The sequence below is a fragment of the Pseudomonas sp. FW300-N2F2 genome, assembly GCF_017351655.1.
GTDB lineage: Bacteria > Pseudomonadota > Gammaproteobacteria > Pseudomonadales > Pseudomonadaceae > Aquipseudomonas > Aquipseudomonas fluorescens_AA.
In genome coordinates this window covers 733,842-759,492 of record NZ_JACNDQ010000002.1, presented here as the reverse complement: position 1 = coordinate 759,492, position 25,651 = coordinate 733,842, and the positions used below count along the sequence as shown (strand labels likewise).

At 62.2% G+C, this 25,651-nt stretch carries 22 protein-coding genes and 1 pseudogene; 14 read left to right on the top strand and 9 right to left on the bottom strand.

The features are described 5' to 3' along the window. Positions 1-76: 76 nt before the first annotated feature. Together J4E63_RS31315 and J4E63_RS31310 are read right to left on the bottom strand one after the other, a co-directional pair. Entirely contained in the window at positions 77-781 is a 705-nt protein-coding gene (locus J4E63_RS31315; RefSeq protein WP_404943341.1) for a methyl-accepting chemotaxis protein, read from the bottom strand. Positions 782-979: 198 nt separating this feature from the next. Continuing rightward, positions 980-1,864: pseudogene (locus J4E63_RS31310) on the bottom strand (methyl-accepting chemotaxis protein); the annotation flags it as partial. Positions 1,865-2,861: 997 nt separating this feature from the next. Here J4E63_RS31310 and J4E63_RS18075 point away from each other — a divergent pair. The 14 genes from J4E63_RS18075 (at position 2,862) to J4E63_RS18010 (ending at position 18,559) form a co-directional block, all read left to right on the top strand. Continuing rightward, positions 2,862-3,275, top strand: a complete 414-nt coding sequence (locus J4E63_RS18075; RefSeq protein ID WP_003203367.1) for an NADH-quinone oxidoreductase subunit A — start codon at positions 2,862-2,864, stop codon at positions 3,273-3,275. 10 nt (positions 3,276-3,285) lie between these two features. Beyond that, positions 3,286-3,960, top strand: coding sequence for an NADH-quinone oxidoreductase subunit B family protein (locus J4E63_RS18070; RefSeq protein WP_030141322.1), 675 nt, complete (start codon positions 3,286-3,288; stop codon positions 3,958-3,960). 72 nt (positions 3,961-4,032) lie between these two features. Then, entirely contained in the window at positions 4,033-5,817 is a 1,785-nt protein-coding gene (nuoC, locus tag J4E63_RS18065) for an NADH-quinone oxidoreductase subunit C/D (RefSeq protein WP_060741548.1), read from the top strand. A 2-nt stretch (positions 5,818-5,819) separates the two neighbouring features. Beyond that, positions 5,820-6,317, top strand: coding sequence for an NADH-quinone oxidoreductase subunit NuoE (nuoE, locus tag J4E63_RS18060; RefSeq protein WP_053123206.1), 498 nt, complete (start codon positions 5,820-5,822; stop codon positions 6,315-6,317). Then, on the top strand, positions 6,314-7,669 hold the full coding sequence (gene nuoF / locus J4E63_RS18055) for an NADH-quinone oxidoreductase subunit NuoF (protein WP_060741547.1): 1,356 nt from the start codon (positions 6,314-6,316) through the stop codon (positions 7,667-7,669). Before nuoE ends, nuoF begins: the two co-directional genes overlap by 4 nt. A 137-nt stretch (positions 7,670-7,806) precedes the next feature. Continuing rightward, complete coding sequence (gene nuoG / locus J4E63_RS18050) at positions 7,807-10,521, top strand: NADH-quinone oxidoreductase subunit NuoG (RefSeq protein WP_207282849.1); 2,715 nt, start codon at positions 7,807-7,809, stop codon at positions 10,519-10,521. After that, entirely contained in the window at positions 10,518-11,525 is a 1,008-nt protein-coding gene (gene nuoH / locus J4E63_RS18045; RefSeq protein WP_092196998.1) for an NADH-quinone oxidoreductase subunit NuoH, read from the top strand. The genes nuoG and nuoH overlap by 4 nt, the downstream gene beginning before the upstream one ends. Before the next feature lie 11 nt (positions 11,526-11,536). Then, entirely contained in the window at positions 11,537-12,085 is a 549-nt protein-coding gene (gene nuoI / locus J4E63_RS18040) for an NADH-quinone oxidoreductase subunit NuoI (RefSeq protein WP_003180051.1), read from the top strand. A gap of 9 nt (positions 12,086-12,094) precedes the next feature. Next, entirely contained in the window at positions 12,095-12,595 is a 501-nt protein-coding gene (gene nuoJ / locus J4E63_RS18035; RefSeq protein ID WP_060741545.1) for an NADH-quinone oxidoreductase subunit J, read from the top strand. A 4-nt stretch (positions 12,596-12,599) separates the two neighbouring features. Beyond that, a complete protein-coding gene (gene nuoK, locus J4E63_RS18030; protein WP_003180046.1) occupies positions 12,600-12,908 on the top strand; it encodes an NADH-quinone oxidoreductase subunit NuoK in 309 nt (102 codons plus the stop codon). After that, positions 12,905-14,758 (top strand): NADH-quinone oxidoreductase subunit L, encoded by a 1,854-nt coding sequence (gene nuoL, locus J4E63_RS18025; protein WP_060741544.1) that lies wholly within the window; start codon positions 12,905-12,907, stop codon positions 14,756-14,758. Before nuoK ends, nuoL begins: the two co-directional genes overlap by 4 nt. Before the next feature lie 39 nt (positions 14,759-14,797). After that, positions 14,798-16,330 (top strand): NADH-quinone oxidoreductase subunit M, encoded by a 1,533-nt coding sequence (nuoM, locus tag J4E63_RS18020; protein ID WP_060741543.1) that lies wholly within the window; start codon positions 14,798-14,800, stop codon positions 16,328-16,330. Positions 16,331-16,337: 7 nt separating this feature from the next. Next, positions 16,338-17,801 carry an NADH-quinone oxidoreductase subunit NuoN gene (nuoN, locus tag J4E63_RS18015; protein ID WP_207282848.1) on the top strand — a complete coding sequence of 488 codons (1,464 nt, stop codon included), beginning with the start codon at positions 16,338-16,340 and terminating at the stop codon, positions 17,799-17,801. A gap of 281 nt (positions 17,802-18,082) precedes the next feature. After that, positions 18,083-18,559 carry a hemerythrin domain-containing protein gene (locus tag J4E63_RS18010; RefSeq protein ID WP_207282847.1) on the top strand — a complete coding sequence of 159 codons (477 nt, stop codon included), beginning with the start codon at positions 18,083-18,085 and terminating at the stop codon, positions 18,557-18,559. A gap of 52 nt (positions 18,560-18,611) precedes the next feature. On the opposite strand, the gene J4E63_RS18005 is transcribed toward J4E63_RS18010, so the two are convergent. The 7 genes from J4E63_RS18005 to J4E63_RS17975 form a co-directional block, all read right to left on the bottom strand. Further along, positions 18,612-19,490 carry a LysR family transcriptional regulator gene (locus J4E63_RS18005; RefSeq protein ID WP_207282846.1) on the bottom strand — a complete coding sequence of 293 codons (879 nt, stop codon included), beginning with the start codon at positions 19,488-19,490 and terminating at the stop codon, positions 18,612-18,614. A 260-nt stretch (positions 19,491-19,750) separates the two neighbouring features. After that, positions 19,751-20,380 carry an isochorismate family cysteine hydrolase YcaC gene (ycaC, locus tag J4E63_RS18000; protein WP_014337664.1) on the bottom strand — a complete coding sequence of 210 codons (630 nt, stop codon included), beginning with the start codon at positions 20,378-20,380 and terminating at the stop codon, positions 19,751-19,753. Between the two features lie 154 nt (positions 20,381-20,534). Further along, positions 20,535-22,373, bottom strand: a complete 1,839-nt coding sequence (locus J4E63_RS17995; protein ID WP_024617381.1) for an amidohydrolase — start codon at positions 22,371-22,373, stop codon at positions 20,535-20,537. A gap of 118 nt (positions 22,374-22,491) precedes the next feature. Beyond that, positions 22,492-23,127 carry an antibiotic biosynthesis monooxygenase gene (locus J4E63_RS17990; protein ID WP_060741537.1) on the bottom strand — a complete coding sequence of 212 codons (636 nt, stop codon included), beginning with the start codon at positions 23,125-23,127 and terminating at the stop codon, positions 22,492-22,494. Next, positions 23,120-23,533: a DoxX family protein gene (locus J4E63_RS17985; protein WP_060741536.1), complete on the bottom strand. Its 414-nt coding sequence runs from the start codon at positions 23,531-23,533 to the stop codon at positions 23,120-23,122. Before J4E63_RS17985 ends, J4E63_RS17990 begins: the two co-directional genes overlap by 8 nt. Beyond that, complete coding sequence (locus J4E63_RS17980) at positions 23,530-24,477, bottom strand: LysR substrate-binding domain-containing protein (RefSeq protein ID WP_207282845.1); 948 nt, start codon at positions 24,475-24,477, stop codon at positions 23,530-23,532. The genes J4E63_RS17985 and J4E63_RS17980 overlap by 4 nt, the downstream gene beginning before the upstream one ends. Positions 24,478-24,623: 146 nt before the next feature. Continuing rightward, positions 24,624-25,445 (bottom strand): alpha/beta fold hydrolase, encoded by an 822-nt coding sequence (locus J4E63_RS17975; RefSeq protein WP_092197022.1) that lies wholly within the window; start codon positions 25,443-25,445, stop codon positions 24,624-24,626. Between the last annotated feature and the right edge of the window lie 206 nt (positions 25,446-25,651).

Genomic DNA, 25,651 nt, shown 5'->3' with positions numbered 1-25,651 from the left:
GCGGACCGGATAAAAACTAACCGCAAAGCCGACGATCTGAAGCCCCGACTGGTTCGGGGCTTTTTTTTGCCGGTTTTTACACTTTGAAGTGACTGACCAGTTGCTGCAACTGGTTACCCAGGCGCGCCAGCTCGATGCTGGAAGCGGCGGTTTCTTCGCTGGCCGAGGCGGTCTGTTCGGATACATCGCGCACGCTCAGAATACTGCGGCTGATGTCCTCGGCCACCGAGCTTTGTTGCACCGCAGCAGCGGCAATCTGCTGGTTCATGGCCTGGATGCCGGAAACCGCCTGGGTGATGTTGCCCAGGGAGATGCCGGCCTTGCCGGCCAGTTCTACGCTGCTGTCGGTCAGTTCGCGGCTGTTTCGCATGATGCTCGACACCTGGCGCGTGCCGTTCTGCAGGCCCGCCACCAGGCTTTCGATCTCTTCGGTGGAATGCTGGGTACGCTGGGCCAGGCCCCGCACTTCGTCGGCGACCACGGCAAAACCGCGCCCGGCGTCACCCGCGCGAGCGGCCTCGATGGCGGCGTTAAGGGCCAGCAAGTTGGTCTGCTCAGCCACCGCCTTGATCACGTCCATGATCTTGCCGATGCGCGCGCTTTCTTGTTCCAACTCATCCATGGCGTCGACGGAGCGCCCGACTTCGCCGGCCAAGCGCTCGATCTGAACGATGGCCTGGGCGACCACCTGGTCGCCGATACGGGCCTGTGCATCGGCCTCTGACGCGACTGCGCAAGCCTGTTCGGCATTACGCGCGACTTCATGCACGGTGGCCGACATTTCCTGCATCGCGGTGGCTACCTGGTCGGTCTCGGTCTTCTGACTATTGACCCCGGCACTGGTCTGCTCGGTGACCGCCGATAACTCTTCGGCGGCGCTGGCGATCTGGGTGACGCCATCGCGGATGCCACCGATCAGCTCGCGCAACGTGGTGCCCATGCGCTGGATACCTTGCTGCAGGACACCCAGTTCATCACCACGGGTCACGACCATGTCTTGGGTGAGGTCGCCTGCTGCAATGCGATCGACCACAGCCAATGTGTCCTGCAATGGCCGCGTAATCTGGCGAGTGATGATCATGGCCGCAAGAATCCCCAACAACATCGCCAAGGCCGTACAGCTCAACTGCAGGATGCGGGCCTGAGCGCTGTCTTCGTCACGGGAGGTCAGTTGGCTGGCATACATTTCCTCAGTCAGACGGGTGATGGTGTCACCCAAATCGATGGTGTCCTGCACAGCCTTGCCAATGGCCTGGTTACTGGCGGTGAAGTTCTGCACCGAATGGCGGTAAGCAATCAGTGCAGTTTCCAGCTGCTTGATGGTGTCGGCATAGCTCGGGCCGAAAGCACTATTAAGGGTTTCGATGCCCTTGAGCGCATTTTCGAGCTGGCGGGTGGCGGCTTGTTCGGTGGCGCTGTTGGGGTTGCCGGTGTAGCCACGCACTTCATAACGCACCAGCGCCACGTCCTCCTTGGCCTTGAGAATGATCCGGTACAACTCGAAACGGCGCTCATCCGAGGCAGGCATTGCCTCTACGTCATTGATGACCTTGGCAATCAGCGCGGCGCCCTTGACCGCATTGACGCCCATCTCCTTGCGCATGGCCGCGTCATTGCGATAAGCCTCGCGCATCGTATTCAGGGCCACTTGATACTGCTTGCTGGCCTGCTCGATCAGCGCAAGCTTTTTCAGGTTTTCAGGCTTTCTCAACTCGTTCGCAAGGCTTTTCTGCTTGGCGACAAACTGCTCCAGCGACGCCTGGATCAATGCCCCCTTTTGCTCATCGCCCTTGTCCAGCTGGTATTGCAAGCGAGCCCTGCGCAGGTGATCGAGGCGGTCGCCAAGTTCGGTAATGCTGGTCATTCGATCAGTGCGCTCGACCATTTTTCCCAGGCTGAACCAGCCGCTCGCGGCCAGGATAGCGGTCAGCAGCAGCACAACGGCAAAGCCCAAAGCCAACTTGAGCATAACGCTCATATTCGCGAACCAAGAATTCATGACATTCCTTTGGTAATCAGCCGCGAGCGATGGGAACTGACGCAGCTATCTATGGAGGGAGCGATTGTCTAACCAATATTGATATAGATGATTAGATGAGCGAGTGGCAAAGATAGCTATTTGCCATCAATCCTTCAAGGCTCTAGGCCAGGCCTCTTGCCGATTTTTTGCTGGCACAGCGGTTTCGTTGGACACTCCAATGCCCCGGCGCAGTTTCTGGATGGGCTCGACTGAGCGACCTCGATCTGATGGCCGAGGTTTTTTTACCCGTTTTCTTTGAAGCCACCTACGCTGTAAGAGCAAGCCTGCACCTGTGGAAGCCAGGCTTGGCTGCGATGAACGACAAGGCAGTCTGCCTCGGGACCGCATTGCCGACATCGCGAGCAAGCCTGGCTCCCACGGGAGCAGTCCCTCGTGCAGATCCAACCCTCACCGAGCCCTTCCCTTCGACGCGCCGATAGAAAAATTGATCGAACGCAGTATTGGGCAGTCCGAAAAGGAGTAAAACGTCCGACGCTGACAATTGCAGTAGCGACGATTAAGACAGCTTCTCAGACACGACACTAAGTGCACTGTAGAAAAGGCTGGTACAGATAATAATAATTATCATTTGAAAGTCGTTATCATTGTTACATTCCGCACGAAATATTATTGATGAATAACCGGCCAACGCCCACGGGGCCGGGGCCGCAGGGTCCTGGAGGCGCGCTATGTCCTTATTCCAATAAATAATTTCGCTATAGGAATTTTACTTGCCCGGTGTTTAGCCATAAAATCACCGCGATTGATTGCTGCGACATATCGTCACTGCGTTATTTCATTCAAGCTCAGAGACCTTTGCTCTCTGTTAAGGATTTCCAGCATGTCCGAAGCGACAGGACTCATGGCCCACAATTGGGGCTTTGCCATTTTCCTTCTGGGCGTTGTTGGCCTGTGTGCTTTCATGCTCGGTGTGTCGAGCCTGCTTGGGTCAAAAGCCTGGGGCCGCAGCAAAAATGAACCGTTCGAGTCCGGCATGCTGCCTACCGGTGGCGCCCGCTTGCGGCTCTCAGCCAAATTCTATCTGGTCGCGATGCTGTTCGTGATCTTCGATATCGAAGCCCTCTTTCTCTTTGCATGGTCTGTGTCCGTCCGCGAAAGCGGCTGGACCGGATTCGTCGAAGCTCTCGTTTTCATAGCAATTCTGTTGGCAGGTCTTGTCTACCTTTACCGGGTGGGGGCACTTGATTGGGCTCCGGAAGCTCGGCGCAAGCGGCAAGCGAAGCTGAAACAATGAGGCTTTGGCAATGCAATACAATCTCACCAGGATCGACCCCGATGCTCCTAACGAGCAGTATCCGATTGGCAAACGGGAAACCGTCGCCGATCCGTTAGAAGATCAAGTCCACAAAAACATCTTCATGGGCAAGCTCGAAGACGTGCTGAACAGCACGGTCAACTGGGGTCGCAAGAATTCCCTGTGGCCGTACAACTTCGGCCTTTCATGCTGCTACGTGGAAATGACCACCGCCTTCACGGCGCCCCACGACATCGCGCGCTTTGGCGCCGAGGTGATCCGGGCATCGCCGCGCCAGGCGGATTTCATGGTTATCGCCGGTACCTGCTTCATCAAGATGGCGCCGATCATCCAGCGTCTCTACGAGCAAATGCTCGAGCCCAAGTGGGTCATCTCCATGGGTTCGTGCGCCAACTCCGGTGGCATGTACGACATCTACTCTGTCGTTCAAGGGGTGGACAAGTTCCTGCCCGTGGACGTCTACGTGCCCGGCTGCCCACCTCGCCCCGAAGCTTTCCTGCAAGGCTTGATGCTGTTGCAGGAGTCGATTGGCCAGGAGCGTCGCCCACTGTCCTGGGTCGTTGGCGATCAAGGCGTCTATCGCGCCGAGATGCCGTCGCAAAAGGAACAGCGCCGCGAACAGCGTATCGCAGTCACCAACCTGCGCAGCCCCGACGAAGTCTGATCCAGCTCTGCTCTGTACAAGAAACGAGAACCTGGCTTCATTCTTTACGTTGACCGAAAGCGATAAATAACCATGACTACAGGCAGTGCTCTGTACATCCCGCCTTACAAGGCAGACGACCAGGATGTGGTCGTCGAACTGAACAACCGTTTTGGCCCCGAGGCGTTCACCGCCCAGCCGACCCGTACCGGCATGCCGGTGCTTTGGGTCGCCCGCGCCAAACTCGTCGAAGTCCTGACTTTCCTGCGCAACCTGCCCAAGCCGTACGTCATGCTCTATGACCTGCACGGCGTGGACGAGCGTCTGCGCACCAAGCGTCAAGGGCTGCCCGACGGCGTCGACTTCACCGTGTTCTATCACTTGATGTCGATCGAGCGTAATAGTGACGTAATGATCAAGGTCGCCTTGTCCGAGAGCGACCTCAGCGTGCCGACCGTGACCGGCATCTGGCCGAACGCCAACTGGTACGAGCGTGAAGTGTGGGACATGTACGGGATCGACTTCCCCGGCCACCCGCACCTGACCCGCATCATGATGCCGCCGACCTGGGAAGGTCACCCGCTGCGCAAGGACTTCCCGGCCCGTGCCACCGAGTTCGACCCGTTCAGCCTGTCCCTGGCCAAGCAACAGCTCGAGGAAGAAGCCGCGCGCTTCAAGCCTGAAGACTGGGGCATGAAGCGTTCGGGCGCCAACGAGGACTACATGTTCCTCAACCTGGGCCCGAACCACCCTTCGGCCCACGGTGCGTTCCGCATCATCCTGCAACTGGACGGCGAAGAGATCGTCGACTGCGTGCCGGACATCGGCTACCACCACCGTGGCGCCGAGAAAATGGCCGAGCGCCAGTCCTGGCACAGCTTCATCCCGTACACCGACCGTATCGACTACCTCGGCGGCGTGATGAACAACCTGCCGTACGTACTGTCGGTGGAGAAACTGGCCGGGATCAAGGTCCCGGAGAAGGTCGACGTCATCCGCATCATGATGGCCGAGTTCTTCCGCATCACCAGCCACCTGCTGTTCCTGGGTACCTATATCCAGGACGTGGGGGCGATGACGCCGGTGTTCTTCACCTTCACCGACCGCCAGAAGGCCTACACGGTGATCGAAGCCATCACCGGTTTCCGCCTGCACCCGGCCTGGTACCGCATCGGTGGCGTGGCCCACGACCTGCCGCGCGGCTGGGAAAAGCTGGTCAAGGACTTCGTCGAGTGGATGCCCAAGCGCCTGGACGAATACACCAAGGCCGCCCTGCAGAACAGCATCCTCAAGGGTCGTACCATCGGGGTCGCCGCCTACAACACCAAAGAGGCCCTGGAATGGGGCGTCACCGGTGCCGGCCTACGTTCCACCGGTTGCGACTTCGACCTGCGCAAGGCGCGCCCCTACTCCGGCTACGAAAACTTCGAATTCGAAGTACCGCTGGCGGCCAACGGTGACGCCTATGACCGCTGCATGGTTCGTGTCGAGGAAATGCGCCAGAGCATCAAGATCATCGACCAATGCCTGCGCAACATGCCGGAAGGCCCGTACAAGGCGGATCACCCGCTGACCACGCCGCCGCCCAAAGAGCGCACGCTGCAGCACATCGAGACCCTGATCACGCACTTCCTGCAGGTTTCGTGGGGCCCGGTCATGCCGGCCAACGAGTCCTTCCAGATGATCGAAGCGACCAAGGGCATCAACAGTTATTACCTGACGAGCGACGGCGGCACCATGAGCTACCGCACCCGGATTCGCACCCCAAGCTACCCGCACCTGCAGCAGATCCCTTCGGTGATCAAAGGCAGCATGGTCGCGGACTTGATCGCGTACCTGGGTAGTATCGATTTCGTTATGGCCGACGTGGACCGCTAAGCATGAACAGCACGCTTATCCAGACTGACCGTTTCGCCCTGAGCGAAACCGAGCGCTCGGCCATCGAGCACGAGTTGCATCACTACGAAGACCCGCGCGCGGCGTCGATCGAAGCCCTGAAGATCGTCCAGAAGGAACGTGGCTGGGTGCCCGACGGCGCGCTCTACGCCATCGGCGAGATCCTCGGCATCCCGGCCAGCGACGTCGAAGGCGTCGCCACTTTCTACAGCCAGATCTTCCGCCAGCCAGTGGGCCGTCACATCATTCGCGTCTGCGACAGCATGGTCTGCTACATCGGCGGCCACGAATCGGTGGTCGGCGAGCTCCAGAGCAAGCTGGGCATCGGCCTGGGCCAGACCACCGCCGACGGCCGCTTCACCCTGCTGCCGGTGTGCTGCCTGGGCAACTGCGACAAGGCACCGGCGCTGATGATCGACGACGACACCTTCGGTGACGTCCAGCCTGATGGCGTCGCCAAACTGCTGGAGGGCTACGTATGACCCTGACTTCCTTCGGGCCCGCCAACCGCATCCAGCGTTCGGCCGAAACCCATCCCCTGACCTGGCGTCTGCGTGACGACGGCGAAGCGGTGTGGCTGGACGAGTACCAGGCCAAGAACGGCTACGCCGCCGCGCGCAAGGCGTTCACCGACATGGCCCAGGACGACATCGTCCAGACCGTGAAGGATTCCGGCCTTAAAGGTCGTGGCGGCGCGGGCTTCCCCACGGGCGTGAAGTGGGGCCTGATGCCCAAGGACGAATCCATCAACATCCGCTACCTGCTGTGCAACGCGGATGAAATGGAACCCAACACCTGGAAGGACCGCATGCTGATGGAGCAACTGCCCCATCTGCTGATCGAAGGCATGCTGATCAGTGCACGCGCGCTGAAGACCTACCGTGGCTACATCTTCCTGCGCGGCGAATACACCACCGCCGCCAAGCACCTGAACCGTGCCGTGGAAGAAGCCAAGGCCGCGGGCCTGCTGGGCAAGAACATCCTGGGCAGCGGCTTCGACTTCGAGCTGTTCGTCCACACCGGCGCCGGGCGCTACATCTGCGGTGAAGAAACCGCGCTGATCAACTCCCTGGAAGGCCGCCGCGCCAACCCACGCTCCAAGCCGCCCTTCCCTGCCGCCGTGGGCGTGTGGGGCAAGCCGACCTGCGTGAACAACGTCGAGACCCTGTGCAACGTGCCGGCGATCATTGCCGACGGCGTGGACTGGTACAAATCCCTGGCCCGCGACGGCAGCGAAGACATGGGCACCAAGCTCATGGGCTTCTCCGGCAAGGTCAAGAACCCTGGCCTGTGGGAACTGCCGTTCGGCATCACCGGCCGCGAGCTGTTCGAAGACTACGCCGGCGGCATGCGCGACGGCTACACGCTCAAGTGCTGGCAGCCCGGCGGCGCCGGTACCGGTTTCCTGCTGCCGGAACACCTGGACGCACAAATGTACGCCGGCGGCATCGCCAAGGTGGGCACCCGCATGGGTACCGGCCTGGCCATGGCGGTGGACGACAGCGTCAACATGGTGTCGCTGCTGCGCAACATGGAAGAGTTCTTCTCCCGTGAGTCGTGCGGTTTCTGCACCCCTTGCCGCGACGGCCTGCCGTGGAGCGTCAAGCTGCTGCGGGCCATTGAAAACGGCGAAGGCCAGGCCGGCGACATCGAGACCCTGCTGGGTCTGGTGGGTTTCCTCGGCCCAGGCAAGACCTTCTGTGCTCACGCACCGGGTGCCGTGGAGCCGTTGGGCAGCGCCATCAAATACTTCCGTCCAGAGTTCGAAGCCGGCATCGCGCCCACCAGCGCCGTCGTCCCGCCTCTGGCAAAGCCGATCGTAGTCGGCGCGTAAACGCTTAAAAAGGCGAAGGGTCCGTGCCCTTCGCCTTCTCGTGTGATGACGCCGTAAGCGGCTGTGTTGATTCACGCGAACAACAAGATTCCATTAGCCACGCCCGCTGACACCGGGCCAACGAAGAACTTTGAACCATGGCCACTATCCACGTAGACGGCAAAGAGCTCGAAGTCGATGGCGCAGACAACCTGTTACAGGCATGTCTGTCGCTGGGCCTCGACATTCCTTATTTCTGCTGGCACCCCGCCCTTGGCAGCGTTGGCGCTTGTCGCCAGTGCGCGGTCAAGCAGTACACCGACGAAAACGACAAGCGTGGTCGGATCGTCATGTCCTGCATGACCCCCGCCACCGACGGCAGCTGGATCTCCATCGACGACGAAGAAGCGAAAGTGTTTCGCGCCAGCGTCGTCGAATGGCTGATGACCAACCACCCTCACGACTGCCCGGTCTGTGAGGAAGGCGGCCACTGCCACCTGCAAGACATGACCGTGATGACCGGCCACAACGAGCGCCGTTATCGCTTCACCAAGCGCACCCACCAGAACCAGCAACTGGGCCCGTTCATCTCCCACGAGATGAACCGCTGCATCGCCTGCTACCGCTGTGTGCGTTTCTACAAGGACTACGCCGGCGGTACCGACCTGGGCGTGTTCGGTGCCCACGACAACGTGTACTTCGGTCGCGTCGAAGACGGCACCCTGGAAAGCGAGTTCTCCGGCAACCTCACCGAGGTCTGCCCGACCGGTGTGTTCACCGACAAGACTCACTCCGAACGCTACAACCGCAAGTGGGACATGCAGTTCTCGCCAAGCATCTGCCATGGCTGCTCCAGCGGCTGCAACATTTCCCCGGGCGAGCGCTACGGTGAACTGCGGCGCATCGAAAACCGCTTCAACGGTTCGGTCAACCAGTACTTCCTGTGTGACCGTGGCCGTTTCGGCTATGGCTACGTCAACCGCAAGGATCGCCCACGCCAACCGCTGCTGGCGGGCGGCGCCAAGCTGAGCCTGGACGAAGCGCTGGACAAGGCCGCCGAGCTGCTGCGCGGGCGCAACATCGTCGGCATCGGTTCGCCACGGGCCAGCCTGGAAAGCAACTACGCCCTGCGTGAACTGGTCGGCGCCGAGCACTTCTACAGTGGCATCGAAGCCGGCGAGCTGGAACGCATCCGCCTGGTGCTGCAAGTGCTCAAGGACAGCCCGCTGCCGGTGCCGACGATGCGCGACATCGAAGACCACGACGCCGTGTTCGTCCTTGGCGAAGACCTGACCCAGACCGCCGCCCGCATGGCCCTGGCCCTGCGCCAATCGGTCAAGGGCAAGGCCGAGGACATGGCCGACGCCATGCGCGTGCAGCCATGGCTCGACGCCGCCGTGAAGAACATCGGCCAGCACGCGCTGAACCCGCTGTTCATCGCCAGCCTCGCTGAAACCAAGCTCGACGACGTCGCCGAAGAATGCGTCCACGCCGCTCCGGACGACCTGGCCCGCATCGGTTTCGCCGTAGCCCACGCCCTGGACGCCAGCGCCCCGGCCGTCGACGGCCTGGACAGCGAAGCGGCCGCCCTGGCCCAACGCATCGCCGACGCCCTGCTGGCGGCCAAGCGCCCATTGATCATCGCCGGCACCTCCCTGGGTTCCAAGGCCTTGATCGAAGCCGCCGCCAACATCGCCAAGGCCTTGAAGCTGCGCGAGAAGAACGGTTCCATCAGCCTGATCGTGCCGGAAGCCAACAGCCTTGGCCTGGCCATGCTCGGTGGCGAATCGGTGGACGCCGCCCTGCAAGCGGTGATCGACGGCAGTGCCGACGCCATCGTCGTGCTGGAAAACGATCTCTACACTCGCACCGACAAAGCCCGGGTGGACGCCGCCCTGAACGCCGCGAAAGTGGTGATCGTCGCCGACCACCAGAAAACCGCCACCACCGACCGCGCCCACCTGGTGCTGCCGGCGGCGAGCTTCGCCGAAGGCGACGGTACGCTGGTCAGCCAGGAAGGCCGCGCCCAGCGCTTCTTCCAGGTGTTCGACCCGACTTACCTGGACGCCAGCATCCTGGTCCACGAAGGCTGGCGCTGGCTGCATGCCCTGCGCGCCACCCTGCTGGACCAGCCGATCGACTGGACGCAACTGGACCACGTCACCGCCGCCGTCGCTTCGAGCAGCCCGCAACTGGCTCGCATCGTCGATGCCGCGCCATCGGCCTCGTTCCGCATCAAGGGCCTGAAACTGGCGCGCGAACCGCTGCGCTACTCCGGTCGCACCGCGATGCGCGCCGACATCAGCGTCCACGAACCACGGACCTCCCAGGACAACGACACAGCGTTCTCGTTCTCCATGGAAGGCTACTCGGGCTCCACCGAACCGCGCTCGCAAGTGCCGTTCGCCTGGTCCCCGGGCTGGAACTCGCCGCAAGCCTGGAACAAGTTCCAGGACGAAGTCGGTGGTCACCTGCGTGCTGGCGACCCGGGCACCCGCCTGATCGAAAGCCAGGGCGATGGCCTGAGCTGGTTCGCCAGCGTGCCACGCGCCTTCAACCCGGCACCGGGCACCTGGCAGGTCGTGCCGTTCCATCACCTGTTCGGCAGCGAAGAGAACTCTTCCAAGGCCGCACCGGTGCAGGAACGCATCCCAACCGCCTACGTGGCGCTGGCCAAGTCCGAAGCCGACCGCCTGGGCGTCAACGATGGTGCCCTGCTGAGCCTGAACGTGGCCGGCCAGACCCTGCGTCTGCCGCTGCGCATCAATGAAGAACTGGGCGCCGGCCTGGTGGCCCTGCCGGCCGGTTTGGCGGGTATTCCACCGGCGATATTCGGCAAAACCGTCGACGGTCTGCAGGAGGCAGCGCAATGAGCTGGTTCACCCCTGAAGTGATCGATGTGATCCTGACGGTCCTCAAGGCCATCGTGATCCTGCTGGCCGTGGTGGTCTGCGGCGCGTTGCTGAGCTTCGTCGAACGTCGCCTGCTGGGCTGGTGGCAGGACCGCTACGGTCCGAACCGCGTTGGCCCGTTCGGCATGTTCCAGATCGCCGCCGACATGATCAAGATGTTCTTCAAGGAAGACTGGACACCGCCGTTTGCCGACAAGGTGATCTTCACCCTGGCACCGGTCGTGGCCATGAGCGCCTTGCTGATCGCCTTCGCGATCATCCCGATCACCCCGACCTGGGGCGTGGCGGACCTGAACATCGGCCTGCTGTTCTTCTTCGCCATGGCCGGCCTGTCGGTGTACGCGGTGCTGTTCGCCGGCTGGTCGAGCAACAACAAGTTCGCCCTGCTGGGCAGCCTGCGGGCCTCGGCCCAGACCGTGTCCTACGAAGTGTTCATGGGCCTGGCGCTCATGGGCATCGTGATCCAGGCCGGCTCGTTCAACATGCGCGACATCGTCGAGTACCAGGCCCAGAACCTGTGGTTCATCATTCCGCAGTTCTTCGGTTTCTGTACCTTCTTCATCGCTGGCGTGGCCGTGACTCACCGTCACCCCTTCGACCAGCCGGAAGCGGAACAGGAACTGGCCGACGGTTACCACATTGAATATGCCGGCATGAAATGGGGCATGTTCTTCGTCGGTGAATACATCGGCATCATCCTGATCTCGGCGCTGCTGGTGACGCTGTTCTTCGGTGGCTGGCACGGTCCGTTCGGCATCCTGCCGCAACTGTCCTTCGTCTGGTTCGCCCTGAAGACCGCGTTCTTCATCATGCTGTTCGTCCTGCTGCGCGCCTCGATCCCGCGCCCACGCTACGACCAGGTGATGGACTTCAGCTGGAAATTCTGCCTGCCGCTGACCCTGATCAACATGCTGGTGACCGCTGCGATCGTTTTGATGAACGCGCCTGCGGCCGCGGTTCAGTGAGGATTTGACCCATGTTCAAATATATTGGCGACATCGTTAAGGGTACCGGTACCCAACTGCGAAGCCTGGTCATGATCTTCGGCCATGGCTTTCGCAAGCGCGACACCCTGCAATACCCGGAAGAGCCGGTCTACCTGGCCCCCCGTTACCGTGGCCGCATCGTCCTGACCCGCGACCCCGACGGCGAGGAACGCTGCGTGGCCTGCAACCTGTGCGCCGTGGCGTGCCCGGTGGGTTGCATCTCGCTGCAGAAAGCTGAAACCGAAGACGGTCGCTGGTACCCGGACTTCTTCCGCATCAACTTCTCGCGCTGCATTTTCTGCGGCCTCTGCGAGGAAGCCTGCCCGACCACCGCGATCCAGCTCACGCCGGATTTCGAAATGGCCGAGTTCAAACGTCAGGACCTGGTGTACGAGAAAGAAGATCTGCTGATTTCCGGTCCCGGTAAAAACCCTGATTACAACTTCTATCGTGTTGCAGGCATGGCCATTGCCGGTAAGCCAAAAGGCGCCGCGCAGAATGAAGCCGAACCGATCAACGTGAAGAGCTTGCTGCCTTAAGGAAGAAAGATGGAATTCGCTTTCTATTTCGCATCGGGTATCGCGGTGGTGTCCACGCTTCGTGTGGTCACCAACACTAATCCCATACATGCCCTGCTCTACCTGATCATTTCGCTGATCGCCGTGGCCATGACCTTCTTCGCCCTCGGCGCGCCGTTCGCCGGTGCCCTGGAAGTGATCGCCTACGCTGGCGCCATCATGGTGCTGTTCGTGTTCGTGGTGATGATGCTCAACCTCGGCCCGGCCGCGGTCCAGCAGGAACGCTCCTGGCTCAAGCCGGGCATCTGGGCGGGGCCGGTGATTCTCGCCGCCCTGCTGCTGGGTGAACTGCTGTATGTGCTGTTCGCTCACCAGAGCGGCCAGGCCATCGGCCACACCACCGTAGGCGCCAAGGCCGTGGGCATCAGCCTGTTCGGTCCGTACCTGCTGGTGGTCGAACTCGCCTCGATGCTGCTGCTTGCCGCAGCCGTCACGGCGTTCCATTTGGGCCGTAACGAGGCGAAGGAGTAATCACATGCCTGCTATCCCTCTCGAACATGGCCTGGCGGTCGCCGGCATCCTGTTCTGTCTCGGTCTGGTCGGCCTGATGGTCCGCCGCAACATTCTGTTCGTGTTGATGAGCCTGGAGGTCATGATGAATGCCTCCGCCCTGGCTTTCATCGTCGCGGGCGCTCGCTGGGCGCAGCCGGATGGACAGATCATGTTCATCCTGGTGATCAGCCTGGCAGCCGCCGAGGCCAGTATCGGCCTGGCGATCCTGTTGCAGCTGTATCGCCGCTTCCACACTCTCGATATTGACGCTGCCAGCGAGATGCGCGGATGAACCTTCTCTTCCTGACTTTCATATTTCCTCTTGTCGGTTTCCTGCTGCTGTCGTTCTCCCGTGGACGCTGGTCGGAAAACCTGTCGGCGCTGGTTGGCGTGGGTTCCATCGGCCTGTCTGCCATCGTCACGGCCTACGTGATCTGGCAATTCAACGTCGCCCCGCCGGAAGGTGGCCGGTACGTGCAAGTGCTGTGGCAGTGGATGGCGGTGGAAGGCTTCACCCCGAACTTCGCCCTGTACCTGGACGGCCTCTCGGTCACCATGCTCGGCGTGGTGGTCGGCGTGGGCTTCCTGATCCACCTGTTCGCCTCCTGGTACATGCGCGGTGAAGCCGGTTACTCGCGCTTCTTCGCCTACACCAACCTGTTCATCGCCAGCATGCTGTTCCTGGTGCTCGGCGATAACCTGTTGTTCCTGTACTTCGGCTGGGAAGGCGTGGGCCTGTGCTCGTACCTGTTGATCGGTTTCTACTACAGCAACCGCAACAACGGCAACGCCGCACTCAAGGCGTTCATCGTGACCCGGATCGGCGACGTGTTCATGGCCATCGGCCTGTTCATCCTGTTCCAGCAACTGGGCACGCTGAATATCCAGGAACTGCTGGTCAAGGCACCCGAGCACTTCAAGGTCGGTGACTTCTGGATCGTCCTGGCGACCCTGATGCTGCTGGGCGGTGCCGTCGGTAAATCCGCACAACTGCCGCTGCAGACCTGGTTGGCGGACGCGATGGCCGGTCCTACCCCGGTCTCGGCACTGATCCACGCCGCGACCATGGTGACCGCCGGTGTCTACCTGATCGCCCGTACCCACGGCCTGTTCGCCCTGGCGCCGGACATCCTGCACCTGGTCGGCATTGTTGGCGGTGTGACCCTGGTGCTGGCCGGTTTTGCTGCCCTGGTGCAGACCGACATCAAGCGCATCCTCGCCTACTCGACCATGAGCCAGATCGGCTACATGTTCCTGGCCCTGGGCGTCGGAGCCTGGGAAGGCGCGATCTTCCACCTGATGACCCACGCCTTCTTCAAGGCCCTGCTGTTCCTGGCGTCCGGTGCGGTGATCGTGGCCTGCCACCACGAGCAGAACATCTTCAAGATGGGCGGCCTGTGGAAGAAACTGCCGCTGGCCTACGCCAGCTTCATCGTCGGCGGCGCGGCCCTGGCGGCCCTGCCACTGGTCACCGCCGGTTTCTACTCCAAGGACGAGATCCTCTGGGAAGCGTTCGCCAGCGGTAACCAGGGCCTGCTCTATGCCGGTCTGGTGGGTGCGTTCATGACCTCGCTGTACACCTTCCGCCTGATCTTCATCGCGTTCCACGGTGAAGCCAAGACCGAAGCCCACGCCGGCCACGGCATTGCCCACTGGCTGCCACTGTCGGTGCTGATCGTGCTGTCGACCTTCGTCGGCGCCCTGATCACCCCACCGCTGGCCGATGTGCTGCCGCAAAGCGTCGGCCATGCCGGCGGCGAAGCCAAGCACAGCCTGGAAATCGCCTCCGGCGCCATCGCCCTGGCGGGTATCCTGCTGGCCGCCCTGCTGTTCCTGGGCAAGCGTCGTTTCGTCACGGCGGTCGCCAACAGCGGCATCGGGCGGTTCCTTTCGGCCTGGTGGTTCGCCGCCTGGGGCTTCGACTGGATCTACGACAAACTGTTCGTCAAGCCATACCTTGCGATCAGCCACATTCTGCGCAAAGACCCGCTCGACCAGACCATTGGCCTGATCCCGCGCATGGCCAAGGGCGGTCACACCGCCTTGAGCCGTACCGAGACCGGTCAACTGCGTTGGTATGCGGCTTCCATGGCGGCTGGCGCCGTGCTGGTTATCGGCGCCATCGTGCTGGTAGCGGTCTGATATGAACCTTGCGAACTTGCGAAAGGAAACGAGCCCGTCATGATTCTGCCCTGGCTAATCCTGATCCCCTTCATCGGCGGCCTGCTGTGCTGGATCGCGGAGCGCTCCAGCTCCACGCTCCCGCGCTGGATTGCGCTGCTGACCATGTCCCTGGAACTCGCGCTCGGCCTCTGGCTGTGGGCGACCGGCGACTATTCATTCGCTCCGGCCCCTGGCGCCGATCCGACCTGGGCACTTGAGTTCAAGCACGCCTGGATCGCGCGCTTCGGCATCAGCGTGCACCTGGCCCTCGACGGCCTGTCGTTGCTGATGATCCTGCTGACCGGCCTGCTGGGTATTCTCTCGGTCCTCTGCTCCTGGAAAGAGATCCAGCGTCACGTCGGTTTCTTCCACCTGAACCTGATGTGGATCCTGGGCGGTGTCGTCGGCGTGTTCCTGGCGCTGGACCTGTTCATGTTCTTCTTCTTCTGGGAAATGATGCTGGTGCCGATGTACTTCCTCATCGCGCTCTGGGGTCACAGTTCTTCGGACGGCAAGAAAACCCGGATCTACGCGGCGACCAAGTTCTTCATCTTCACCCAGGCTTCCGGCCTGATCATGTTGGTGGCGATCCTTGGCCTGGTGCTGGTCAACTTCAACAACACCGGTGTGATTACCTTCAACTACGCCGACCTGTTGAAAGTGCAGATGTCGCGCACCACCGAGTACGTGCTGATGCTGGGCTTCTTCATCGCGTTCGCGGTGAAGCTGCCGGTGGTGCCGTTCCACTCCTGGCTGCCGGACGCCCACGCCCAGGCGCCGACCGCCGGTTCCGTGGACCTGGCGGGTATCTTGCTGAAGACCGCGGCCTACGGCCTGCTGCGCTTTGCCTTGCCGCTGTTCCCCAATGCCTCGGCGGAGTTCGCGCCGATTGCCATGACCCTGGGCCTGATCGGGATTTTCTACGGTGCGTTCCTGGCGTTCGCCCAGACCGACATCAAGCGCCTGATCGCGTTCTCCAGCGTTTCGCACATGGGCTTCGTGCTGATCGGGATCTACTCCGGCAGCCAGCTGGCCCTGCAAGGCGCGGTGATCCAGATGCTGGCCCACGGCCTGTCGGCGGCGGCGCTGTTTATCCTCAGCGGTCAGCTGTACGAGCGCCTGCACACCCGGGACATGCGTGAAATGGGCGGCATCTGGTCGCGCATCGCCTACCTGCCGGCCATCAGCCTGTTCTTCGCGGCCGCGTCCCTGGGCCTGCCGGGCACGGGCAACTTCGTCGGCGAGTTCCTGATCCTGATCGGCTCGTTCGTCAGTGCGCCGTGGATCACGGCGATTGCCACCTCTGGCCTGGTGTTCGGTTCGGTCTACTCGCTGATCATGATCCACCGCGCCTACTTCGGTCCGGCCAAGTCGGATGAAGTGTTGCGTGGCATGGACGGTCGCGAACTGATCATGGTGCTCGGCCTTGCGGTGCTGCTGGTTTACCTCGGCGTGTACCCGCAACCGTTCCTCGACACCTCTGCCGCCACGATGCATGGCGTGCAGCAGTGGCTCGGCACCGCCTTCTCTCAACTCGCTTCGGCCCGGTAAGAGCGCTATGGAATTCACGATTCAACACTTTATCGCGCTTGCGCCGCTGTTGATCACCAGCGCCACGATCATCGTGGTGATGCTGGCGATCGCCTGGCGGCGCAATCACTCGCAGACCTTCCTGCTGTCGGTGGCGGGGCTGAACCTGGCCCTGCTGTCGATTTTGCCGGCCCTGAAAGTCGCGCCACTGGCGGTCACGCCACTGATGCAGATCGACAGCTTCGCCTGCCTCTACATGGCGCTGATCCTGATCGCCACCCTGGCCTGCGTCACCCTCGCCCACGCCTACCTCGGCGATGGCGGCTCGGGTTACCCGGGCAACCGCGAAGAACTGTACCTGCTGATCCTGATGGCCGCCGCCGGCGGCCTGGTGCTGGTCAGCTCGCAGCACCTGGCCAGCCTGTTCATCGGCCTGGAACTGCTGTCGGTACCGGTCTACGGCCTGGTGGCCTACGCCTTCTTCAACAAGCGTTCCCTGGAAGCCGGCATCAAGTACATGGTGCTGTCGGCGGCCGGTTCCGCGTTCCTGTTGTTCGGCATGGCCCTGCTCTATGCCGAAGCTGGCACCCTGAGCTTCGTCGGCATCGGCCAGGCCCTGGCGGCCACCGGCCTGCCTAGCCCGATCGCGCAACTGGGCCTGGGCATGATGCTGATCGGCCTAGCGTTCAAGCTGTCGCTGGTACCGTTCCACCTCTGGACCCCGGACGTCTACGAAGGCGCCCCGGCACCGGTGGCGGCGTTCCTGGCCACCGCGTCGAAAGTGGCGGTGTTCGCGGTCATGGTGCGGCTGTTCCAGATCTCGCCCGTGGCCAGCAGCGGTGTACTGAGCAACGTGCTGACCATCATCGCCATCGCGTCGATCCTGTTCGGTAACCTGCTGGCACTGACCCAGAGCAACCTCAAGCGTCTGCTGGGTTACTCGTCCATCGCCCACTTCGGCTACCTGCTGATCGCCCTGATCGCCAGCAAGGGCCTGGCCGTGGAAGCCATCGGCGTGTACCTGGTCACCTACGTGATCACCAGCCTCGGCGCCTTCGGCGTGATCACCCTGATGTCCTCGCCGTACAACGGCCGCGACGCCGACGCCCTGTACGAATACCGCGGCCTGTTCTGGCGCCGTCCGTACCTGACCGCCGTGCTGACCGTGATGATGCTGTCCCTGGCCGGCATCCCGCTGACCGCCGGCTTCATCGGCAAGTTCTACATCATCGCCACCGGCGTCGAGGCTCACCAATGGTGGCTGGTCGGCTCCCTGGTGCTGGGCAGTGCCATCGGCGTGTTCTACTACCTGCGCGTGATGGTCACCCTGTACCTGATGGAACCGAACCTGCGTCGTCACGATGCCGAGTTGCACTGGGAACAGAAGGCAGGCGGCGTGATGCTGCTGGCCATCGCCGTGTTGGCGTTCTTCCTTGGCGTGTACCCGCAGCCGTTGCTGACCCTGGTTCAGCAGGCAGGCTTGGTGGGCTGATCGCCCAAGCGTCGTAACCACTGAAAATGCCCGTATCGCGAGATACGGGCATTTTTTTGGCTCGGAATCACGAGGAGTGGCAGGCCATCAGCGCAAAGTGCAACGCGTATCTTGCCCGGCTCATGCAGCTTGCACGACGCTGAAAATAATGAGTCTCTCAACCCATTGTTTTTAAATGGCTTTAAAACCCCGCTCGGCTGGCACAGCTGATGCAATTCAGCTTTTACGCGGCGTCGGCGCTTGAAGCCTGCCCGCATCCGTGAATTGCCGAGGAGCTACCTATGAATGCCATCGATCTGTTGAAAGCCGACCATGAGCGCGTCAAAGCCATCCTGACTCAACTGAGCGAGTCGACCGAACGCGCCGTGAAAAAACGTACCGACCTGTTGGCGAAACTGGAAATGGAAATTTCCATCCATACCCGCCTGGAAGAAGAAATCCTTTATCCGGCTTTCAAGCAGGCAGGTGGCAAGGAGGAGGCGCAGATGTACTACGAAGCCAAGGAAGAGCACCGCACCGTCGACTCGCTGGTGCTGCCTGACCTGAAGGCGACCGACCCGTCCACAGCGGAATTTTCCGGCCGGGCAAAAGTGGTCAAGGAGCTGCTTGAGCACCACATCGAAGAGGAAGAAAAAGAAATGTTCCCCCACGCGAAAAAACTGCTGGGCAAGGCACAACTGGACGCCTTGGGTGCGGAAATGGAAACCATGAAAGCGCAGTACAAAAAAGAACTGAGCAGCGCCAGCCTCGCCGCCTGATCGTACGCCGCGGATGCGTCAGCCGTCGCCCGACGGCTGCACGCCCGAGGCGTTATTGCATGTGTTCGCGCAAGAACTCCACCAATGCCTGCACCGGGCGTGAGCCTTGGCGATGTTGCGGGTAGACCGCCGACAGCGCCAGGGGCTCGGTTTCGAACCCCTCCAACACCTTGATCAACCGACCATCCTTCAAGGCATCGCCGAGGATGAAGGTGGGCAGGTAGGTGACCCCCATTGCGGCGATGGCCGCGTCCCTGAGCACATCGCCGTTATTGGCGCGCATGCGTCCCGTGACCTCCAGGGTCAACGGTTTGCCGGCCCCCGCGAAACGCCACTGCACCTGGCGGCTGTGCCCATAGGGCAGGCAGTCATGATGGCGCAGGTCTTCCGGTCGCACGGGTGTGCCTTTTAGCGCCAGGTAAGCCGGACTGGCGCAGTACACCCGCTCGATGGTCGCGATGCGCCGGGCAATCAGCGTCGAGTCCTCCAGCACGCCGATGCGCAGCGCCAAGTCATAGCCCTCCCCCAGCAGGTCCACCGAGCGGTCGCTCAGGTCCACTTCGACGCTGACGCCCGGATAACGCTGCAGGAACTGCGGCAACAGGCTGCCCAGATGCGCCATGGCGAAGGACAGCGGTGCGCTGAGCCGAATCGTGCCACGGGGCTCACTGGTCTGGCCGCTGATCCCCTGCTCCACCTGTTCGACGTCATTGAGCAGGCGCAGCGACGCTTCGTAATAACGCTGGCCCAACGGGGTGACGTCCAGCCGGCGGGTCGAGCGATTGAGCAGGCGTACGCCCAGGCGCTGTTCCAACGCCATGAGCTTGCGGCTGACGAACTGCTTGGACAGCCCCAGCTTGTCCGCCGCGGCGGTGAAGCTGCCTGACTCCATGACCTGGGCAAAGATGCGCATTTCTTCGAAGGGGTTCATTGTCATTCCTGGGGTGGACAGTCAGGGGGATGAGTTGGGCATTGTGGGTGGAGCAAGGCAGGTTGGAAAGGTGTTGAGTGGGCTGACGCTATCGCGAGCAAGCTCGCTCCCACATGGGTTCCCAGTGATTACAGAACCTGAATACACCTCAAACCCTGTGGGAGCGAGCTTGCTCGCGATAGCGGCGGATCAGCTTGCAAGAACCTGATACCGGGTACAAAAACGCCCGCACAAGGCGGGCGTCATTGAGCATGAATCGCTTACTTGGCCGTCAGCGCCGAGTAGCTGTTCATCAGGTTGCGGTAGTTCGGAATGCGCTGGGACAGCAGGTTGCCCAGGCCTTCGATGTCGTTGCGCCAGTCGCGGTGCAGCTCACAGGCCACCGAGAACCAGTTCATCATCTGCGCGCCGGCGGCGGTCATGCGGACCCAGGCCGCCTGTTGCACGGTTTCGTTGAAGGTGCCCGAGGCATCGGTCACGACGAACACGTCGAAACCTTCAGCCAGCGCCGACAGGGTCGGGAACGCTACGCAGACATCGGTGACCACGCCCGCGATGATCAATTGCTTGCGGCCGGTGGCCTTGATCGCCTTGACGAAATCTTCGTTGTCCCAGGCATTGATCTGGCCTGGGCGCGGGATGTATGGCGCGTCCGGGAACATTTCCTTGAGCTCCGGCACGATCGGGCCGTTGGGGCCTTGTTCGAAGCTGGTGGTCAGGATGGTCGGCAGTTCGAAGAACTTCGCCAGGTCGGCCAAGGCCAGCACGTTGTTCTTGAACTCGTTGGGCGAGAAGTCCTGGACCAGGGAAATCAGGCCGGTCTGGTGATCGACCAGCAGGACGACCGCGTCGTCTTTGTTCAGACGGTTGTAGGCGGGAACGTTGCTCATGGGATGACTCCTTTGGGATGGATAGTAAAACCTGTGGGAGCGAGCTTGCTCCGGGCGGCGTTCCGACGATGGCGGAGTGTCAGGCGACGGCAGTGCTGAATGTTCAACCGCTATCGCGAGCAAGCTCGCTCCCACAGAGGGGGTTGTGTGTTAGTTAAAAGGCAAAGCAGGAACAGCCAAACGCGCCCCAGAAACCTTGGAAATCACTGACCGGAACGTTCGACAGTCGTGCCCGTTCATGGCTGTGGGCATGCACCGTGCACGGGCCGCTGCACTGGTGGACCTGAGCCTGCAACGGCGAAGTCGGGCGCCAGTGGCCCGGGACCTTGACCACCGGCGACCAGTCGGGCAGCACCGGGACGCTGGCCGGGCCGAGTTTTTCGAAGTCACCGGCGGCGTACACCACCTTGCCGTCCACAACGGTCAGCACCGACTCGATCCACTTGATGGCTTCTTCCTCGACGCTGAAGAAGTCCGCGCTCAGGGCCGCCAGGTCCGCCAGTTGGCCGACCTTGATCTGGCCCTTCTTGCCCTGCTCCGACGAGAACCAGGCGCTGCCATGGGTAAACAGTTCCAACGCAGTCAGGCGCGGCAGGCCCTCTTCGTGCAACGAAAGACCACCAACCGTGCGGCCGCTGACCATCCAGTACAACGAGGTCCAGGGGTTGTAGCTGGAGACGCGGGTGGCATCGGTGCCGGCGCCCACCGGTACGCCTTCGGCCAACATGCGCTTGATCGGCGGCGTGGCTTCGGCGGCCTTGGCACCGTAGCGGTCGACGAAGTATTCGCCCTGGAAGGCCATGCGGTCCTGGATCGCAATGCCACCGCCCAGCGCCCGCACACGTTCGATGTTCTTCGGCGTGATGGTCTCGGCGTGGTCGAAGAACCACGGCAGGCCGTTGAACGGAATATCGCGGTTGACCTTCTCGAACACGTCGAGCATGCGGCTGATGGATTCGTCATACGTGGCGTGCAAGCGGAATGGCCAGCGTTGCTCCACCAGGTGCCGGACCACCGGTTCCAGGTCCTGCTCCATGCCGGGCGGCAGGTCTGGACGCGGCTCCAGGAAGTCCTCGAAATCCGCCGCCGAGAACACCAGCATTTCCCCGGCGCCGTTGTGCCGCAGGAAATCGTCGCCCTGGTGCAGCTTGACGCTGCCGGTCCAGTTCTTGAAGTCGCTGAGTTCTTCCTTGGGCTTCTGGGTGAACAGGTTGTAGGCGATGCGCACCGTCAACTGCTGCTCGCGGGCCAACTGCTCGATCACCGCGTAGTCGTCCGGGTAGTTCTGGAAACCGCCGCCGGCATCGATGGCGCTGGTCAGGCCCAGGCGATTGAGTTCCCGCATGAACTGGCGGGTGGAGTTGACCTGGTATTCCAGCGGCAGCTTCGGCCCTTTCGCCAGCGTCGAGTAAAGGATCATCGCGTTGGGCCGCGCCACCAGCATGCCGGTGGGCTCGCCTTTGCTGTCCCGCACGATCTCGCCACCCGGCGGGTTCGGTGTGTCGCGAGTGTAGCCGGCGACCCGCAGCGCGGCGCGGTTGAGCAAGGCGCGGTCATACAGGTGCAATACGAATACTGGCGTATCGGGGGCCGCCTGGTTGAGTTCTTCCAGGGTCGGCATGCGCTTTTCGGCGAACTGGAATTCGTTCCAGCCCCCCACCACGCGCACCCACTGCGGCGTCGGCGTGCGGTCGGCCTGGTCCTTGAGCATGCGCAAGGCATCGGCCAGAGACGGCACGCCTTCCCAGCGCAGCTCCAGGTTGTAGTTCAGGCCACCACGAATCAGGTGCAAGTGCGAGTCGTTGAGGCCGGGGATAACGGTACGCCCCTTGAGGTCGATGACCTGGGTGCCGCTGCCCCGCAGGGCCATGGCCTCGGCGTCGGTGCCCACCGCGACGAAGCGGCCCTGGCTGATGGCGACTGCGCTGGCCCGAGGCTTCTCGCGGTCGACGGTATGGAATTGACCGTTGAATAGAATCAGATCGGCGTTCATCGGATTTCCTTCTGGATGAGTAGAGGCAAGGGACAGACGAGGCCAAAAAGCCGCCGCTGCGCTGAGCAGGGACCCGGCGGCCAGCAGTTGGCGGCGCAACGGGTCGGTCGGATCGTCCTTATTGGCCATGGCCGGGCTCCAGGTGCTCATGGGTCTTGGGTTCCAGCCAAGGCGCGAACAGGCGTGTCGCCAAAGGCATGCACACGTAGACCACCGAGAGCACGATGGTCAGCGTGATCAGGAACGTGGCGACCACGTAGTTGGACAGAAACGCGTTGAGCTGCAGCAGCGGGCCCCAGAGCAACGGCACCAGCAAGGTGTGCGGCAGGATGACCAACAGCGTCACCACCGATTGCTTCCAGCGCGGCGGTGGTGTGGCGGCATCGGCCAGCGGGGCGAACCAGAATTCCTTGTGGGAGGCGACCTCGGTCTGGTCGCCATCGGCCAGCAGCGGCGCGGCCTCTTCCACCAGTTCGCGGCGCTCGGGCGAATCCAGCCAGCGTTGCATGGCCTCGGTGGAGCAGAACCGCAGCACACAGGTGAACAGCGACAAACCGCCCTGCTTGCCCCGCACCACATCCACCCCCAGGTGCCCCGGCCACTGGCCAGCCACGCTGACGATGCGCCGCAACCAGGCTTCATAGGCATCGTCCTGGCCGGCCTTGATCCGGTGCTTGACCACCAGGGTCACGATTTCATCCAGGCCGGGTTTGGCCGGGCTCCCAGGAGAGTCGATGGTTTGAGATTCAGACATGGCGAAGCACTCCAACAAAACGCGTGTTCATCGCCAGGCGCCCGGGCCCGGCGATCAATACGCTGGTAAATATGATCAACAGCAACCAACCGAACTGCCCTTCTTCCAGGCTCCATTGCGGATGCACCACCAGCAGCGCCACCGCCAGCAGAAACAGGATCGGCAGGCACGCCAGGCGTACCAGCACACCGGCCATGATCAGCAGCGGACACAGCACCTCGGCGAAAATCGCCAGGATCAGGGTTGGCGCCGCCCCCAGGTGAAAGGGGTCTTCGATCCGGGTCAGCTCGACGCTGTAGTGCAACAGCTTCGGCAGCCCATGGACCCACAGCAGGAACAACCCGCCGCTCAGGCGCAGGAACAGCAAACCCAGGTCCTGCCACGGGCGTTCATCGGTCATGCTCATCGGTGGGCTCCGTCCGGGGCGGCCGAGGCAGCGGCCGGCAAGGGTTGGGACATGTGGCTGGCAATGCGCGAGCGCAGCCAGCGCTCGGCCGGGTCGTTGTCATGCACGCCGCTCCAGACCATCGACAGTTCGGCCGCATTGATCTCGAACGGCGGGTCCTCGGCACGCAGCGCGCAGCCTTCCACCAACGCGCAGGCGGCATAGTCGGGCACGGTGGCGATCAGCTCGGTGCCAGCCAGCAAGGCTCGCAGCCCGCTGAATTGCGGCACCGCCAGCACCACTTTGCGGGTCCGGCCAATGCGGGCCAGATCCAGGTCGATGTTGCCGCTCAAGTCGCCCGAAAACGAAACCATGGCGTGGGGCCGCGAGCAGTACTCGTCCAGGGTCAGCGACCCCGGGCGCTTGTCGCCACGCAAGACCTTGCAAGGAATGTCCCGCAGCTTCTTACGCTTGGCATTGGCCGGCAGATCGGTGGTGTAGCTCACGCCGACGCTGATTTCACCGCTGGCCAGCAGCGACGACATCAGCAGGAAATTGGCCCGGCGCACCACCACGATGATCCCCGGCGCCTCTTCGCGCAGTTGGCTCAGCAATGGCGGAAACAGGCCGAATTCGGCATCGTCGGACAGCCCGATGCGAAACACATCGCAACTGGTGGATGGATCGAACGCCTTGGCCCGGCTGACCGCGCCGGAGATGGTGTCCATGGCCGGTTGCAACTCTCGCAGGATCGCCAGGGCTCGTGGAGTCGGTTCCATGCCACGACCGTGACGGATCAGCAACGGGTCATCGAACAGATCCCGCAGCCGCCCCAGCGCCGCGCTCACCGCCGGCTGGCCCATGAACAGCTTTTCGGCGACGCGGGTCAGGTTTTTCTCGAACATCAGCGCCTCGAAGATCACCAGCAGGTTCATGTCGAGACGGCGTAAATCGTTGCGGTTCATCGGTTTGGGTCCTGTTGGATGCCGATCCTGTGGGAGCGAGCTTGCTCGCGATAGCGGGGTGTCAGTCGGCGGCGATGTTGACTGTTGCGCCGCCATCGTCGGAACGCCGCCCGGAGCAAGCTCGCGCCTACAGGTTTGTGGCTTGATCAGCCCCGGATGAACGCCAGCAGGTCCGCGTTCAGCCGGTCCTTGTGGGTATCGGTCAGGCCATGGGGCGCGCCCGGGTACACCAGCAACTGCGAGTTCTTCAGCAATTTGGCGGCGGCGATGCCGGCGGTTTCGATAGGGACCACCTGGTCGTCATCGCCATGGACCACCAGGGTCGGCACGTCGATGTTGCGCAGGTCTTCGGAAAGATCGGTCTCCGAGAACGCCTTGATGCAGTCGTAGGCGTTCTTGTGGCCGGCGAGCATGCCCTGCATCCAGAACCAGTCGATCATGCCTTGGGAGACTTTGGCACCCGGACGGTTGGCACCGAAAAACGCGCTGGCCACATCTTTGTATAGCTGAGAACGGTCGGCCAGGGAGGCCTGGCGGAAACCGTCGAAGACTTCGATGGGCAAGCCGCCAGGATTGGCCGCGGTCCTGACCATCAGCGGCGTCACCGCCGAGATCAGGCCGAGCTTGGCGACCCGGGCGGCGCCATGGCGACCGATGTAGCGCGCCACTTCGCCACCGCCGGTGGAGAAGCCGAGCAGCACCGCATCCTTCAAGTCCAAGCGTTCGATCAGCTCGGCCAGGTCATCGGCGTAGGTGTCCATGTCGTTGCCGTCCCAGGGCTGGCTGGAACGCCCGTGCCCACGGCGGTCATGGGCAATCACCCGATAGCCGTTGGACGCCAGGAACATCATCTGCGCCTCCCAACTGTCCGAGTTCAACGGCCAGCCGTGGCTGAAGACCACCGGTTGACCACTGCCCCAATCCTTGTAGTAGATCTCGGTGCCGTCGCGGGTGATGAAGGTGCTCATGACATGACTCCTTGAGGTGGGTGGATCGCTTTATGGTCTGGTCAGAGGGGGCATGGGCGTGAGTTAAACGTTGTTAATTTTTTCGGGACTGAAGTGTTAAAAACCTGCTTTTGTGGCGAGGGAGCTTGCTCCCGCTGGGCTGCGCAGCTGCCCCAGGACTGTCACCTCGGTGTGCCAGATTGATGGTAGATGGGGCCTTTTGGGGC

What these genes read in the sequence shown, in the direction of transcription:
- nuoI (WP_003180051.1), top strand. Translation starts at nt 11,537, where the DNA reads ATGTTCAAATATATTGGCGACATCGTTAAGGGTACCGGTACCCAACTG.
- ycaC (WP_014337664.1), bottom strand. Translation starts at nt 20,380, where the DNA reads ATGAGCAACGTTCCCGCCTACAACCGTCTGAACAAAGACGACGCGGTC.
- nuoL (WP_060741544.1), top strand. Translation starts at nt 12,905, where the DNA reads ATGAACCTTCTCTTCCTGACTTTCATATTTCCTCTTGTCGGTTTCCTG.
- J4E63_RS18070 (WP_030141322.1), top strand. Translation starts at nt 3,286, where the DNA reads ATGCAATACAATCTCACCAGGATCGACCCCGATGCTCCTAACGAGCAG.
- J4E63_RS18005 (WP_207282846.1), bottom strand. Translation starts at nt 19,490, where the DNA reads ATGAACCCCTTCGAAGAAATGCGCATCTTTGCCCAGGTCATGGAGTCA.
- nuoK (WP_003180046.1), top strand. Translation starts at nt 12,600, where the DNA reads ATGCCTGCTATCCCTCTCGAACATGGCCTGGCGGTCGCCGGCATCCTG.
- nuoG (WP_207282849.1), top strand. Translation starts at nt 7,807, where the DNA reads ATGGCCACTATCCACGTAGACGGCAAAGAGCTCGAAGTCGATGGCGCA.
- nuoH (WP_092196998.1), top strand. Translation starts at nt 10,518, where the DNA reads ATGAGCTGGTTCACCCCTGAAGTGATCGATGTGATCCTGACGGTCCTC.
- J4E63_RS31315 (WP_404943341.1), bottom strand. Translation starts at nt 781, where the DNA reads ATGTCGGCCACCGTGCATGAAGTCGCGCGTAATGCCGAACAGGCTTGC.
- nuoM (WP_060741543.1), top strand. Translation starts at nt 14,798, where the DNA reads ATGATTCTGCCCTGGCTAATCCTGATCCCCTTCATCGGCGGCCTGCTG.
- J4E63_RS17985 (WP_060741536.1), bottom strand. Translation starts at nt 23,533, where the DNA reads ATGAGCATGACCGATGAACGCCCGTGGCAGGACCTGGGTTTGCTGTTC.
- nuoC (WP_060741548.1), top strand. Translation starts at nt 4,033, where the DNA reads ATGACTACAGGCAGTGCTCTGTACATCCCGCCTTACAAGGCAGACGAC.
- nuoJ (WP_060741545.1), top strand. Translation starts at nt 12,095, where the DNA reads ATGGAATTCGCTTTCTATTTCGCATCGGGTATCGCGGTGGTGTCCACG.
- J4E63_RS18010 (WP_207282847.1), top strand. Translation starts at nt 18,083, where the DNA reads ATGAATGCCATCGATCTGTTGAAAGCCGACCATGAGCGCGTCAAAGCC.
- nuoF (WP_060741547.1), top strand. Translation starts at nt 6,314, where the DNA reads ATGACCCTGACTTCCTTCGGGCCCGCCAACCGCATCCAGCGTTCGGCC.
- J4E63_RS17975 (WP_092197022.1), bottom strand. Translation starts at nt 25,445, where the DNA reads ATGAGCACCTTCATCACCCGCGACGGCACCGAGATCTACTACAAGGAT.
- J4E63_RS18075 (WP_003203367.1), top strand. Translation starts at nt 2,862, where the DNA reads ATGTCCGAAGCGACAGGACTCATGGCCCACAATTGGGGCTTTGCCATT.
- nuoE (WP_053123206.1), top strand. Translation starts at nt 5,820, where the DNA reads ATGAACAGCACGCTTATCCAGACTGACCGTTTCGCCCTGAGCGAAACC.
- J4E63_RS17990 (WP_060741537.1), bottom strand. Translation starts at nt 23,127, where the DNA reads ATGTCTGAATCTCAAACCATCGACTCTCCTGGGAGCCCGGCCAAACCC.
- nuoN (WP_207282848.1), top strand. Translation starts at nt 16,338, where the DNA reads ATGGAATTCACGATTCAACACTTTATCGCGCTTGCGCCGCTGTTGATC.
- J4E63_RS17980 (WP_207282845.1), bottom strand. Translation starts at nt 24,477, where the DNA reads ATGAACCGCAACGATTTACGCCGTCTCGACATGAACCTGCTGGTGATC.
- J4E63_RS17995 (WP_024617381.1), bottom strand. Translation starts at nt 22,373, where the DNA reads ATGAACGCCGATCTGATTCTATTCAACGGTCAATTCCATACCGTCGAC.